The 12,060-nt window shown below is 65.6% G+C and carries 19 protein-coding genes; all 19 read right to left on the bottom strand.

Features of this window, described 5'->3' with window-relative positions:
• Positions 1 to 107: 107 nt before the first annotated feature.
• Positions 108 to 293, bottom strand: a complete 186-nt coding sequence (locus QIT00_RS14075; RefSeq protein ID WP_003948630.1) for a type Z 30S ribosomal protein S14 — start codon at positions 291 to 293, stop codon at positions 108 to 110.
• Between the two features lie 5 nt (positions 294 to 298).
• Positions 299 to 856 carry a 50S ribosomal protein L5 gene (gene rplE / locus QIT00_RS14070; protein WP_053661885.1) on the bottom strand — a complete coding sequence of 186 codons (558 nt, stop codon included), beginning with the start codon at positions 854 to 856 and terminating at the stop codon, positions 299 to 301.
• On the bottom strand, positions 856 to 1,179 hold the full coding sequence (rplX, locus tag QIT00_RS14065; protein WP_018543913.1) for a 50S ribosomal protein L24: 324 nt from the start codon (positions 1,177 to 1,179) through the stop codon (positions 856 to 858). Before rplX ends, rplE begins: the two co-directional genes overlap by 1 nt.
• A 2-nt stretch (positions 1,180 to 1,181) precedes the next feature.
• Complete coding sequence (gene rplN, locus QIT00_RS14060; protein ID WP_093613756.1) at positions 1,182 to 1,550, bottom strand: 50S ribosomal protein L14; 369 nt, start codon at positions 1,548 to 1,550, stop codon at positions 1,182 to 1,184.
• A 99-nt stretch (positions 1,551 to 1,649) separates the two neighbouring features.
• On the bottom strand, positions 1,650 to 1,934 hold the full coding sequence (gene rpsQ, locus QIT00_RS14055; protein WP_156722919.1) for a 30S ribosomal protein S17: 285 nt from the start codon (positions 1,932 to 1,934) through the stop codon (positions 1,650 to 1,652).
• Complete coding sequence (rpmC, locus tag QIT00_RS14050) at positions 1,934 to 2,158, bottom strand: 50S ribosomal protein L29 (protein WP_030759371.1); 225 nt, start codon at positions 2,156 to 2,158, stop codon at positions 1,934 to 1,936. The genes rpsQ and rpmC overlap by 1 nt, the downstream gene beginning before the upstream one ends.
• The gene (gene rplP / locus QIT00_RS14045) at positions 2,158 to 2,577 is read right to left on the bottom strand and encodes a 50S ribosomal protein L16 (RefSeq protein WP_282535570.1); all 420 of its coding nucleotides are present in this window, start codon (positions 2,575 to 2,577) and stop codon (positions 2,158 to 2,160) included. The genes rpmC and rplP overlap by 1 nt, the downstream gene beginning before the upstream one ends.
• A 5-nt stretch (positions 2,578 to 2,582) precedes the next feature.
• Complete coding sequence (rpsC, locus tag QIT00_RS14040) at positions 2,583 to 3,425, bottom strand: 30S ribosomal protein S3 (protein ID WP_282535569.1); 843 nt, start codon at positions 3,423 to 3,425, stop codon at positions 2,583 to 2,585.
• Complete coding sequence (gene rplV, locus QIT00_RS14035; RefSeq protein ID WP_004571827.1) at positions 3,425 to 3,772, bottom strand: 50S ribosomal protein L22; 348 nt, start codon at positions 3,770 to 3,772, stop codon at positions 3,425 to 3,427. The genes rpsC and rplV overlap by 1 nt, the downstream gene beginning before the upstream one ends.
• Positions 3,773 to 3,816: 44 nt before the next feature.
• Positions 3,817 to 4,098 carry a 30S ribosomal protein S19 gene (rpsS, locus tag QIT00_RS14030; protein ID WP_282535568.1) on the bottom strand — a complete coding sequence of 94 codons (282 nt, stop codon included), beginning with the start codon at positions 4,096 to 4,098 and terminating at the stop codon, positions 3,817 to 3,819.
• Between the two features lie 12 nt (positions 4,099 to 4,110).
• On the bottom strand, positions 4,111 to 4,947 hold the full coding sequence (rplB, locus tag QIT00_RS14025; RefSeq protein WP_161692948.1) for a 50S ribosomal protein L2: 837 nt from the start codon (positions 4,945 to 4,947) through the stop codon (positions 4,111 to 4,113).
• 38 nt (positions 4,948 to 4,985) lie between these two features.
• Positions 4,986 to 5,306: a 50S ribosomal protein L23 gene (gene rplW / locus QIT00_RS14020; RefSeq protein WP_282535567.1), complete on the bottom strand. Its 321-nt coding sequence runs from the start codon at positions 5,304 to 5,306 to the stop codon at positions 4,986 to 4,988.
• Entirely contained in the window at positions 5,306 to 5,956 is a 651-nt protein-coding gene (gene rplD / locus QIT00_RS14015; protein WP_282535566.1) for a 50S ribosomal protein L4, read from the bottom strand. Before rplD ends, rplW begins: the two co-directional genes overlap by 1 nt.
• A gap of 8 nt (positions 5,957 to 5,964) precedes the next feature.
• Positions 5,965 to 6,609: a 50S ribosomal protein L3 gene (gene rplC, locus QIT00_RS14010; protein ID WP_282535565.1), complete on the bottom strand. Its 645-nt coding sequence runs from the start codon at positions 6,607 to 6,609 to the stop codon at positions 5,965 to 5,967.
• An 18-nt stretch (positions 6,610 to 6,627) separates the two neighbouring features.
• Positions 6,628 to 6,936 carry a 30S ribosomal protein S10 gene (gene rpsJ / locus QIT00_RS14005; RefSeq protein ID WP_003948644.1) on the bottom strand — a complete coding sequence of 103 codons (309 nt, stop codon included), beginning with the start codon at positions 6,934 to 6,936 and terminating at the stop codon, positions 6,628 to 6,630.
• Between the two features lie 521 nt (positions 6,937 to 7,457).
• Positions 7,458 to 8,651, bottom strand: a complete 1,194-nt coding sequence (gene tuf, locus QIT00_RS14000) for an elongation factor Tu (protein WP_282535564.1) — start codon at positions 8,649 to 8,651, stop codon at positions 7,458 to 7,460.
• Between the two features lie 153 nt (positions 8,652 to 8,804).
• Positions 8,805 to 10,931, bottom strand: coding sequence for an elongation factor G (gene fusA / locus QIT00_RS13995; protein WP_282535563.1), 2,127 nt, complete (start codon positions 10,929 to 10,931; stop codon positions 8,805 to 8,807).
• Positions 10,932 to 10,970: 39 nt separating this feature from the next.
• Positions 10,971 to 11,441, bottom strand: coding sequence for a 30S ribosomal protein S7 (rpsG, locus tag QIT00_RS13990; RefSeq protein WP_003948651.1), 471 nt, complete (start codon positions 11,439 to 11,441; stop codon positions 10,971 to 10,973).
• 2 nt (positions 11,442 to 11,443) lie between these two features.
• Entirely contained in the window at positions 11,444 to 11,815 is a 372-nt protein-coding gene (rpsL, locus tag QIT00_RS13985) for a 30S ribosomal protein S12 (RefSeq protein ID WP_007265893.1), read from the bottom strand.
• Positions 11,816 to 12,060 lie beyond the last annotated feature (245 nt).

Below are 12,060 nucleotides of genomic sequence, written 5' to 3'. Positions count from 1 at the left end.
TCGTACGGGCGTCAGGCGCCCAACCCTCCTAGCCTAAGCCATGGAGGGCAGGGCACCTGACCGAGCCCTTTACTTACCGAGAGCTTCCGGAATCCCGAAGTACGGGACTACCAGGAGCTCTTGGTCACGCCCGGCAGCTCGCCACGGTGAGCCATCTCACGGAGGCACACGCGGCACAGGCCGAACTTGCGGTACACGGAGTGCGGGCGGCCGCAGCGCTGGCAGCGGGTGTAGCCACGCACACCGAACTTGGGCTTACGAGCAGCCTTGGCAATCAGAGCCTTCTTCGCCATCTCGCTCACGCCTCCTTGAACGGGAAGCCGAGGTGACGAAGGAGCGCACGGCCCTCAGCGTCGTTGGTCGCCGTGGTGACCACGGTGATGTCCATACCCCGGACGCGGTCGATCTTGTCCTGGTCGATCTCGTGGAACATGACCTGCTCGGTGAGACCGAAGGTGTAGTTGCCACGGCCGTCGAACTGCTTGGGGGACAGACCACGGAAGTCGCGGATGCGCGGAAGCGCGAGCGACAGGGTGCGGTCCAGGAACTCCCACATGCGGTCGCCACGGAGCGTGACGTGGGCACCGATCGGCTGACCCTCGCGCAGCTTGAACTGCGCGATGGACTTGCGGGCCTTGGTGACGGCCGGCTTCTGACCGGTGATCGTGGTGAGGTCGCGGATGGCGCCCTCGATCAGCTTGGAGTCGCGGGCGGCGTCGCCCACACCCATGTTGACCACGATCTTCACGAGGCCGGGAACCTGCATGACGTTCTCGTACTTGAACTCGTCACGCAGCTTGCCCGCGATCTCCTCGCGGTACTTCGTCTTCAGACGCGGAGTGGTGGTGGTAGCCATCAGATGTCCTCACCCGTCCGCTTGGCAACGCGGATCTTGTTGCCCTCGTCGTCGAAGCGGTAACCGACGCGCGTGACGACCTTGTTGCCGTCCTTCTCCACGACCAGCTGGACGTTGGAGACGTGGATCGGGGCCTCGGTCGTGACGATGCCACCGGCCTGCGAGCCGGAGGCCGTGGGGCCGGCCTTGGTGTGCTTCTTGACCCGGTTGACACCCTCGACCAGGACACGCTCGTCGCGCGGGTAAGCGGCAATGACCTTGCCCTGCTTGCCCTTGTCCTTACCGGTGATGACCTGGACCAGGTCGCCCTTCTTGATCTTCATGCTTACAGCACCTCCGGCGCGAGCGAGATGATCTTCATGAACTTCTTCTCGCGCAGCTCACGGCCCACGGGGCCGAAGATACGGGTGCCGCGAGGGTCGCCGTCGTTCTTCAGAATGACGGCGGCGTTCTCGTCGAAGCGGATGTACGAGCCGTCCGGACGGCGGCGCTCCTTGACGGTGCGAACGATGACCGCCTTGACGACGTCACCCTTCTTCACGTTGCCACCGGGGATCGCGTCCTTGACGGTGGCGACGATGACGTCACCGATGCCCGCGTAGCGGCGACCCGAGCCACCGAGAACACGGATGCAAAGGATTTCCTTCGCACCAGTGTTGTCGGCGACCTTGAGTCGCGACTCCTGCTGGATCACGTCTATCTCCTGTTTGTCTGCCGGTTCCCCCGGGGCAGTTCGGCGAACTGCCCCGGGAGCCTGGCGGAACGAACTCCGAGGGGGATGCCCCTCGGAGAATTACTTGGCCTTCTCGAGGATCTCGACGATGCGCCAGCGCTTGGTCGCCGACAGCGGACGCGTCTCCATCAGGAGGACGCGGTCGCCGACGCCGGCAGCGTTCTGCTCGTCGTGCGCCTTGAGCTTGTTCGTACGGCGGATGACCTTGCCGTACAGCGCGTGCTTGACGCGGTCCTCGACAGCGACGACGACGGTCTTGTCCATCTTGTCGCTGACGACCAGACCCTCACGGGTCTTGCGGAAGCCGCGGGCGGCAGTCTCTTCAGTCACGTTCTTCTCGCTCATCAGGCGTTCTCCACCGTCTCGATGCCGAGCTCACGCTCACGCATGAGGGTGTAGATCCGGGCGATGTCCTTGCGGACGGCCTTGAGCCGGCCGTGGTTCTCGAGCTGTCCCGTCGCCGCCTGGAAACGGAGGTTGAACAGCTCTTCCTTGGCCTCGCGAAGCTTGGCGACAAGCTCCTCGTTGCCCAGCTCGCGCAGCTCGGACGCCTTGGTTCCGGCCGACATCACACTTCACCTGCCTCGCGCTTGACGATCCTGCACTTCATCGGCAGCTTGTGGGCCGCACGAGTCAGCGCCTCGCGCGCGATCTTCTCGTTGGGGTACGACAGCTCGAACATGACGCGTCCGGGCTTGACGTTGGCGACCCACCACTCCGGCGAACCCTTACCGGAACCCATGCGGGTCTCGGCGGGCTTCTTGGTGAGGGGGCGGTCCGGGTAGATGTTGATCCAGACCTTGCCGCCACGCTTGATGTGACGGGTCATCGCGATACGAGCGGCCTCGATCTGACGGTTCGTCACGTACGCCGGGGTGAGCGCCTGGATGCCGTACTCGCCGAACGCAACCTGCGTACCACCCTTGGACATACCGCTGCGCTTCGGGTGGTGCTGCTTGCGGTGCTTGACCCTACGGGGGATCAGCATTTCGGTCAGGCCTCCGTTCCGGTGCTCTCAGCAGCCGGAGCGGCAGCGGCGGGAGCGTCGGCCTTGGGGGCCTCGGCGGCCGGAGCCTGCTGCTGCTGCGGCTTGCGACCGCGACCGCCACGCTCGCCACCGCGGCCACCACGGGCCGGGCGGTCGGAGCCGCCACCGCGAGCCGGGCGGTTACCCGCGCGGGCGGCAGCGTTCTCGGCGCGGACCTCGGCGATGTTCTTGACGTCGCCCTTGTAGATCCAGACCTTCACGCCGATGCGGCCGAAGGTCGTCTTGGCCTCGAAGAAGCCGTAGTCGACGTTCGCGCGGAGCGTGTGCAGGGGCACGCGGCCCTCGCGGTAGAACTCCGAGCGCGACATCTCGGCGCCGCCGAGACGTCCGCCGCACTGGATCTTGATGCCCTTGGCGCCCGCCTTCATCGCCGACTGCATGCTCTTGCGCATGGCGCGACGGAAGGAGACGCGGGAGGACAGCTGCTCGGCAACGGCCTGGGCAACCAGCTGAGCGTCGGTCTCGGGGTTCTTGACCTCGAGGATGTTCAGCTGGACCTGCTTGCCGGTGAGCTTCTCGAGGTCACCGCGGATGCGGTCGGCCTCGGCGCCACGACGGCCGATGACGATGCCCGGACGGGCGGTGTGGATGTCCACGCGGACACGGTCACGGGTGCGCTCGATCTCCACCTTCGAGATGCCGGCGCGCTCCATGCCGGACGTCATCATCCGACGGATGGCGACGTCTTCCTTGACGTAGTCCTTGTACAGCTTGTCGGCGTACCAGCGGCTCTTGAAGTCCGTGGTGACACCGAGCCGGAACCCGTGCGGGTTTACCTTCTGGCCCATTACCGGGTTCCTTCCTTGCTGCTGACGACCACGGTGATGTGGCTGGTCCGCTTGCGGATCCGGTAGGCACGGCCCTGAGCACGCGGACGGAACCGCTTCAGGGTCGGGCCCTCGTCGACGTACGCCTCGCTGATGACCAGCGAAGAGGCGTCGGTGTGGTCGTAGTTGTGCGCGGCGTTGGCAATGGCGCTGTCAAGCACCTTGCCGACCGGCACAGACGCGGCCTGCGGGGCGAAACGCAGGACCGCCTGGGCCTCCGTGGCGTCCATGCCACGGATGAGGTCCACCACGCGGCGGGCCTTCATGGGCGTGACGCGGATGTACCGCGCCTGGGCCCTGGCTTCCATGGTTGTCCCTTCGGTGTTCTTCATCAGTCTCTGCACCCGCCTCGTCAGCGACGCTTCGACTTGCGGTCGTCCTTGACGTGGCCGCGGAAGGTGCGGGTCGGCGCAAACTCGCCGAGCTTGTGGCCGACCATCGACTCGGTGACGAACACCGGGATGTGGGTCTTGCCGTTGTGCACCGCGAGCGTGTGGCCGAGCATGGCCGGCACGATCATGGAGCGTCGGGACCAGGTCTTGATGACGTTCTTGGAACCGGCTTCGTTCTGGGCGTCCACCTTCTTGCTCAGGTGGTCGTCGACGAAGGGCCCCTTCTTCAGGCTACGAGGCATCTCAACCCGTCCTTAGCGCTTCTTGTTCGTCTTGCGGCGGCGGACGATGTACTTGTTCGACGCCTTCTTGGGCGAACGAGTACGGCCTTCCTTCTTGCCCCAGGGCGAGACCGGGTGGCGACCACCGGAGGTCTTGCCCTCACCACCACCGTGCGGGTGGTCAACCGGGTTCATCACGACACCGCGAACGGTGGGACGGACGCCCAGCCAGCGCTTGCGGCCGGCCTTACCCCAGTTGATGTTCGACTGCTCGGCGTTGCCGACCTCGCCGATGGTGGCGCGGCAGCGGACGTCGACCAGACGGATCTCTCCGGACGGCATGCGGAGGTGGGCCATCGAGCCCTCCTTCGCGAGCAGCTGCACGGAGGCACCCGCGGAGCGGGCGAACTTCGCGCCACCACCGGGACGGAGCTCGATCGCGTGGATCGTGGTACCGACCGGGATGTTGCGGAGCGCCAGGTTGTTACCGGGCTTGATGTCGGCGCCGGGGCCGTTCTCGATCCGGTCGCCCTGGTTCAGGCCACGCGGAGCGATGATGTAGCGCTTCTCGCCGTCTGCGTAGTGCAGCAGCGCGATGCGCGCGGTGCGGTTGGGGTCGTACTCGATGTGCGCGACCTTCGCCGGCACGCCGTCCTTGTCGTGACGACGGAAGTCGATCACTCGGTAGGCGCGCTTGTGGCCACCGCCCTGGTGGCGGACGGTCACACGACCGGAATTGTTACGGCCGCCCTTGCTGTGCAGGGGGCGGACCAGCGACTTCTCCGGCGTGGACCGCGTGACCTCGACGAAGTCGGCGACGGAGGAGCCACGGCGGCCCGGCGTCGTCGGCTTGTACTTGCGGATTCCCATTTCTCAGTCCTCGTCCGATATCGGACCAGGGCACTCCGTTAGGAGGCCTGGCCGAAGATGTCGATACGGTCGCCCTCGGCGAGGGTCACGATGGCGCGCTTGGTGTTGGCGCGCTTGCCGAAACCGGTGCGGGTGCGCTTGCGCTTGCCCTGCCGGTTGATCGTGTTGACCCCGGTGACCTTGACCGAGAAGACCGCCTCGACGGCCTGCTTGATCTGGGTCTTGTTGGCACGCGGGTCGACGATGAACGTGTACTTGTTCTCGTCGAGGAGGGCGTAGCTCTTCTCCGACACGACCGGCTTGACGAGAACGTCGCGCGGGTCCGTGAAGGTCTTGCTGGTGACGACGGCCTCGCTCATCAGGCCTCGCTCCCTTCGGTCTCAGCGGCCTTGGGGCCAGCGACGAAGGAGTCGAAGGCGGCCTTGGTGAAGACCACGTCGTCCGAGACGAGCACGTCGTACGTGTTCAGCTGGCCCGGCTCCAGGATGTGCACCTGGGGCAGGTTACGGGCGGACAGCAGGGCCTTCTCGTCCTCGCGGGTGACGACCAGGAGCACGTTCTTGCGCTCCGAGATCTTGCCCAGGAGGGTCTTGGCGCCCTTGGTGGAGATGTCGCCCTCGACCACGTCGGACACGACGTGGATGCGGTCGTGACGGGCCCGGTCGGTGAGGGCACCGCGCAGGGCGGCGGCCTTCATCTTCTTCGGGGTGCGCTGCGAGTAGTCACGCGGCACGGGGCCGTGGACCACGCCACCGCCGGCGAACTGCGGCGCACGGGTCGAACCCTGGCGCGCGCGGCCGGTGCCCTTCTGGCGGTAGGGCTTACGGCCACCGCCGCGGACCTCGCCGCGAGTCTTGGTCTTGTGCGTGCCCTGGCGGGCAGCGGCCAGCTGCGCGACAACAACCTGGTGGATCAGCGGAACGCTGACCTTGGCGTCGAAGATCTCCGCGGGGAGCTCGACGGACCCGGCCTTGTCACCAACCGGCGAAAGGATGTCAATGGTGCTCATCGGTTACCTCAGGCCCCCTTGGCCGCGGTACGGACCAGGACGAGGCCGCCGTTCGGACCAGGAACCGCGCCCTTGATGAGCAGCAGACCCTTCTCCGCGTCAACGGCGTGGACGGTCAGGTTCTGGGTGGTGACCCGCTCGTTGCCCATGCGACCGGCCATCCGCATGCCCTTGAAGACACGACCGGGGGTGGCGCAGCCACCGATGGAACCGGGCATACGGTGCACACGGTGGGCACCGTGGGACGACTTGCCGCCCTTGAAGTTGTGACGCTTCATGACACCGGCGAAGCCCTTGCCCTTGGTCTTGCCCGTGACGTCGACCTTGACGCCGGACTCGAAGACCTCGGCAGTGATCTCCTGGCCGAGCGTGTACTCGCTGGCGTCGGAGGTACGGAGCTCCACCAGGTGGCGGCGCGGGGTCACGTCGGCCTTGGCGAAGTGGCCCTTGAGGGGCTTGTTCACCTTGCGAGGGTCGATCTCGCCGAAGGCGATCTGGACCGACTCGTAGCCGTCGGTGTCATTCGTACGGACCTGGGTCACGACGTTCGGGCCGGCCTTGACGACGGTGACGGGGACAACGCGGTTGTTGTCGTCCCACACCTGAGTCATGCCGAGCTTCTCGCCCAGGATGCCCTTGATCTGCTTAGCCATCTCTCAGATCACCGGCCCTCAGAGCTTGATCTCGATGTCGACACCGGCCGGGAGGTCGAGTCGCATCAGGGAGTCAACGGTCTTCGGCGTCGGGTCGAGGATGTCGATCAGGCGCTTGTGCGTGCGCATCTCGAAGTGCTCGCGCGAGTCCTTGTACTTGTGCGGCGACTTGATGACGCAGTACACGTTCTTCTCGGTAGGCAGCGGCACCGGGCCCGCGACCGACGCACCAGTACGCGTCACCGTCTCGACGATCTTCTTCGCCGAGGAGTCGATGACCTCGTGGTCGTAGGCCTTGAGCCGGATGCGGATCTTCTGTCCCGCCATGGCTACTTAGTAGTCCTTTGTCTCGAAACGCCCTGGCTCCCGGGGGCCCTGTTTCACACTTCCTCCGACCCACGCGGTCGGGCGTGTCGCGGTCCCGCTGTCAGGAATATCCGTACGGATTTCCCTGCTACAGGAACCGCGGCCCAGGGCCGCACGAGCTGGGGGAAGAAACCCACCAGGCGCCTGGTGGAGCCCCGCGCTGCGCTTCCCGAAAGATTCCCGTACGTCCGCTCCAGCGCTGCCTCACGGCAGTTGGGGCGACGAGTACTGTGGGACTCGCTTCCGGTCCTCCCGGCGGGAGGCGCGCAGCATCGGCACTCAACCGAGCAACCTGGACAGTGTGCCATATGGGTCGCACCGGGCGCCAATCGGGGCCCGGAAGCGTACCCCTCGAAGAGGACTTGTCAAACCCGGCGCCCCGCCGAACAGTTGAAGAACGGCCGAAGCCCCCGTACGCAACAAGCGCACGGGGGCTTCGACTTGAGCTGTAGCTCCAAGGAGCTACCAGGTCAGAGCATCAATTACTTGATGATCTTGGTGACCTGGCCGGCGCCCACGGTCCGGCCACCCTCACGGATGGCGAACTTCAGGCCCTCCTCCATGGCGACGGGCTGGATGAGGTTGACCGTCATCTCAGTGTTGTCGCCGGGCATGACCATCTCGGTGCCCTCGGGGAGCTCCACAACACCGGTCACGTCAGTCGTACGGAAGTAGAACTGGGGACGGTAGTTGTTGAAGAACGGCGTGTGACGGCCACCCTCGTCCTTGGACAGGATGTACGCCTGAGCCTCGAACTCCGTGTGCGGGGTGACCGAGCCCGGCTTGATGATGACCTGGCCGCGCTCGACGTCCTCGCGCTTGATGCCACGGAGGAGCAGACCGACGTTCTCACCGGCCTGGCCCTCGTCGAGCAGCTTGCGGAACATCTCGATGCCGGTGACCGTGGTGGTGGTCTTCTCGGTCTTGATGCCGATGATGTCGACGGTCTCGTTGACCTTCAGGACACCACGCTCGATACGGCCGGTGACGACCGTACCGCGACCGGTGATCGTGAAGACGTCCTCGATCGGCATGAGGAACGGCTTGTCGACGTCGCGCTCCGGCTCCGGAATCGCGGTGTCGACGGCGTTCATGAGCTCGAGGACGGAGTTGCCCCACTCCTTGTCGCCCTCGAGGGCCTTCAGAGCCGAGACCTTGACGACCGGAACGTCGTCGCCCGGGAACTCGTACTCGGAGAGGAGCTCACGGACCTCGAGCTCGACGAGCTCCAGGATCTCCTCGTCGTCCACCATGTCGGCCTTGTTCAGGGCGACGACGATGTACGGAACGCCGACCTGGCGGGCCAGGAGCACGTGCTCCTTGGTCTGCGGCATCGGGCCGTCGGTGGCGGCGACCACGAGGATGGCGCCGTCCATCTGCGCGGCACCCGTGATCATGTTCTTGATGTAGTCCGCGTGACCCGGGCAGTCGACGTGGGCGTAGTGACGCGCCTCGGTCTGGTACTCGACGTGCGCGATGGAGATGGTGATACCGCGCTGGCGCTCCTCAGGAGCCTTGTCGATCTGGTCGAAGGCCGAGGCCTCGTTCAGGTCCGGGTACGCGTCGTGCAGCACCTTGGTAATGGCGGCCGTGAGGGTCGTCTTACCGTGGTCAATGTGACCGATGGTGCCGATGTTGACGTGCGGCTTAGTCCGCTCGAACTTCGCCTTCGCCACTGGGTCCTCCTGTGGAGTGGTTCTGGTACGCCTTACTCATCGGCGCCAGGTGATCTTTGCTGGGATGCCGGGGCCCGGGGCACTCCGTCACGGAATCGGACGGAATGCCCCAGCAGGCTCCGGTGACAAGCCTAAAGCGTGAACTCGGGTGAGTTACTCGCCCTTGGCCTTCGCGATGATCTCCTCGGCGACGTTCCGGGGAACCTCGGCGTAGGAGTCGAACTGCATCGAGTAGCTTGCGCGACCCGAGGTCTTGCTGCGGAGGTCTCCGACGTAGCCGAACATCTCCGAAAGCGGCACGAGGCCCTTCACGACGCGGGCGCCGGCGCGGTCCTCCATGGCCTGGATGTTGCCACGGCGGGAGTTGATGTCGCCGATGACCTCACCCATGTAGTCCTCGGGCGTGGTGACCTCGACGGCCATCATCGGCTCGAGCAGCACAGGGCTGGCCTTGCGCGCGGCCTCCTTGAAGGCCTGCGAACCGGCGATCTTGAACGCCAGCTCGGAGGAGTCGACCTCGTGGTAGGCACCGTCGATGAGCGTGACGCGGACGCCCGTCATCTCGTAGCCCGCCAGGATGCCGAACTGCATGGCCTCCTGCGCACCCGCGTCCACCGAGGGGATGTACTCCTTGGGGATGCGGCCACCGGTGACCTTGTTGACGAACTCGTACGACGAGTCGCCGCCCTCGATGGGCTCGACCGCGATCTGGACCTTCGCGAACTGACCGGTACCACCGGTCTGCTTCTTGTGCGTGAAGTCCACGCGCTCGACGGCCTTCCGGATCGTCTCGCGGTACGCGACCTGCGGCTTGCCGACGTTGGCCTCGACCTTGAACTCCCGCTTCATGCGGTCGACCAGGACGTCGAGGTGGAGCTCGCCCATACCACCGATGATGGTCTGGCCGGTCTCCTCGTCCGAGTGCACCTGGAAGGAGGGGTCCTCCTCCGCGAGACGCTGGATGGCGACACCCAGCTTCTCCTGGTCACCCTTGGACTTGGGCTCGATGGCGACCTGGATCACCGGCGCCGGGAAGTCCATGGACTCCAGGATGACCGGGTTCTTGTCGTCGCACAGCGTCTCACCGGTGGTGGTCTGCTTCAGGCCCATGACGGCGACGATGTCACCGGCGCCCACCGACGCGATCTCCTCACGCTTGTTCGCGTGCATGCGGTAGATCTTGCCGATGCGCTCCTTCTTGCCCTTGACGGAGTTCAGCACCGCGGTGCCGGCCTCCAGGCGACCCGAGTAGACCCGGATGAAGGTGAGCTTGCCGAGGTGCGGGTCGCTCGCGATCTTGAACGCGAGGGCCGACAGCGGCTCGGAGTCGGACGGCTTGCGCGCGATGACCTTCTCCGCGTCCTTGACGTCCTGGCCCTCGACGGCCTCGACGTCCAGCGGGGACGGCAGGTAGCGCACGACCGCGTCGAGCAGGGGCTGAACGCCCTTGTTCTTGAACGCGGTGCCGCAGAACACGGGGGTGACGGTCGTGTCGCCGCCCTTGCCGGAGGCGATGGTGATGCGGCGGATCGCCGCGTACAGCTGCTCCACGGTGGGCTCGGTGCCCTCCAGGTACAGCTCCATCATCTCTTCGTCGTTCTCGGCGACCGTCTCGAGCAGCTTGCCGCGCCACTCGTCGGCGGCCTCGGTGTGCGTCGCCGGGATGTCGATGGTGTCGTAGGCCTCGCCCTTGGCGGCCTCGGCCGACCAGACGTACGCCTTCATCGTCACCAGGTCGACGACGCCCTTGAAGTCAGCCTCCGCACCGATGGGCAGCTGCATGACGATCGGGGTCGCACCCAGGCGGTCGACGATCATGTCGACGCAGCGGTGGAACTCGGCACCCGTGCGGTCGAGCTTGTTGACGAAGCAGATACGCGGAACGCCGTAGCGGTCCGCCTGACGCCAGACAGTCTCGGACTGGGGCTCGACGCCGGCCACGCCGTCGAACACGGTCACAGCGCCATCGAGCACACGCAGGGAGCGCTCCACCTCGACGGTGAAGTCGACGTGCCCCGGGGTGTCGATGATGTTGATCGTGTGGTCGACGTTCTCGAGCGGCCAGTGACAGGTGGTGGCAGCGGAGGTGATGGTGATACCACGCTCCTGCTCCTGCTCCATCCAGTCCATCGTGGCAGCGCCGTCGTGGACCTCACCGATCTTGTAAGAGACGCCGGTGTAGAACAGGATCCGCTCGGTGGTGGTCGTCTTGCCCGCGTCGATGTGGGCCATGATGCCGATGTTGCGCACCTTGGCCAGGTCAAGCGAAGTGGTAGCCATAAGGCTTCAGTCTTCTCTCGGTCTCGATGTGGGTTGCGACTACCAGCGGTAGTGCGCGAAGGCCTTGTTGGACTCGGCCATCTTGTGCGTGTCCTCGCGCTTCTTCACGGCTGCGCCGAGGCCGTTGGAGGCGTCGAGCAGCTCGTTCATCAGACGCTCGGTCATCGTCTTCTCGCGGCGAGCGCGCGAGTAGCCGACGAGCCAGCGGAGCGCGAGGGTGTTGGCGCGGCCGGGCTTGACCTCGATCGGCACCTGGTAGGTCGCGCCACCGACACGGCGGGACTTGACCTCGAGGGTGGGCTTGATGTTCTCAAGCGCACGCTTCAGGGTGATGATCGGGTCGTTGCCGGTCTTCTCGCGCAGGCCCTCCATGGCGCCGTACACGATGCGCTCGGCGGTGGAGCGCTTGCCGTTCAGCAGCACCTTGTTGATGAGCGACGTCACCAGAGGAGAACCGTAGACCGGGTCGATGATGACCGGGCGCTTCGGGGCGGGGCCCTTACGAGGCATTCTTACTTCTCCTTCTTGGCGCCGTAGCGGCTGCGGGCCTGCTTGCGGTTCTTGACCGCCTGGGTGTCGAGCGCACCACGGATGATCTTGTAACGAACACCCGGCAGGTCCTTCACACGACCGCCACGCACGAGCACGATGGAGTGCTCCTGCAGGTTGTGCCCCTCACCCGGGATGTAGGCCGTGACCTCGATGCCCGAGGTCAGACGCACACGCGCGACCTTCCGCAGCGCCGAGTTCGGCTTCTTGGGGGTGGTGGTGAACACACGCGTGCAGACGCCACGACGCTGAGGCGAAGCCTCAAGAGCCGGCGTCTTCGTCTTTTCGACCTTGTCCTGCCGGCCCTTACGGACCAGCTGCTGGATCGTAGGCACTACTTCTCCGGTTTCTGTGTGCCGTATGAGTAAAGCTAACCTGGAACTTTGCCGACCCACGCGGTCGGGTGTGTCGAATCCCGCAGACTCCAGCCGTAAGACGAGAGGGGCACGGATTGCGGTGGCCGTGAGCGACATCCCCTGCGGCAGAAGACACGCACGGGAGCCAGGGCACACCCCAGGCACAAGGTCTGAGCGTACCTACCTCACGGAGCTGGGTCAAAACAAATGCGATCGCGCGCGAC

The organism is Streptomyces luteolus, from assembly GCF_029968015.1.
GTDB lineage: Bacteria > Actinomycetota > Actinomycetes > Streptomycetales > Streptomycetaceae > Streptomyces > Streptomyces luteolus.
This window is presented reverse-complemented; position numbering and strand designations above follow the sequence as displayed.

Bases quoted from the DNA above. Each gene is read 5' to 3' on its own strand.
- QIT00_RS14075 (WP_003948630.1), bottom strand. From the start codon at position 293: ATGGCGAAGAAGGCTCTGATTGCCAAGGCTGCTCGTAAGCCCAAGTTC.
- rplE (WP_053661885.1), bottom strand. From the start codon at position 856: ATGGCTACCACCACCACTCCGCGTCTGAAGACGAAGTACCGCGAGGAG.
- rplX (WP_018543913.1), bottom strand. From the start codon at position 1,179: ATGAAGATCAAGAAGGGCGACCTGGTCCAGGTCATCACCGGTAAGGAC.
- rpsQ (WP_156722919.1), bottom strand. From the start codon at position 1,934: ATGAGCGAGAAGAACGTGACTGAAGAGACTGCCGCCCGCGGCTTCCGC.
- rpmC (WP_030759371.1), bottom strand. From the start codon at position 2,158: ATGTCGGCCGGAACCAAGGCGTCCGAGCTGCGCGAGCTGGGCAACGAG.
- rplP (WP_282535570.1), bottom strand. From the start codon at position 2,577: ATGCTGATCCCCCGTAGGGTCAAGCACCGCAAGCAGCACCACCCGAAG.
- rpsC (WP_282535569.1), bottom strand. From the start codon at position 3,425: ATGGGCCAGAAGGTAAACCCGCACGGGTTCCGGCTCGGTGTCACCACG.
- rplV (WP_004571827.1), bottom strand. From the start codon at position 3,772: ATGGAAGCCAGGGCCCAGGCGCGGTACATCCGCGTCACGCCCATGAAG.
- rpsS (WP_282535568.1), bottom strand. From the start codon at position 4,098: ATGCCTCGTAGCCTGAAGAAGGGGCCCTTCGTCGACGACCACCTGAGC.
- rplB (WP_161692948.1), bottom strand. From the start codon at position 4,947: ATGGGAATCCGCAAGTACAAGCCGACGACGCCGGGCCGCCGTGGCTCC.
- rplW (WP_282535567.1), bottom strand. From the start codon at position 5,306: ATGAGCGAGGCCGTCGTCACCAGCAAGACCTTCACGGACCCGCGCGAC.
- rplD (WP_282535566.1), bottom strand. From the start codon at position 5,956: ATGAGCACCATTGACATCCTTTCGCCGGTTGGTGACAAGGCCGGGTCC.
- rplC (WP_282535565.1), bottom strand. From the start codon at position 6,609: ATGGCTAAGCAGATCAAGGGCATCCTGGGCGAGAAGCTCGGCATGACT.
- rpsJ (WP_003948644.1), bottom strand. From the start codon at position 6,936: ATGGCGGGACAGAAGATCCGCATCCGGCTCAAGGCCTACGACCACGAG.
- fusA (WP_282535563.1), bottom strand. From the start codon at position 10,931: ATGGCTACCACTTCGCTTGACCTGGCCAAGGTGCGCAACATCGGCATC.
- rpsG (WP_003948651.1), bottom strand. From the start codon at position 11,441: ATGCCTCGTAAGGGCCCCGCCCCGAAGCGCCCGGTCATCATCGACCCG.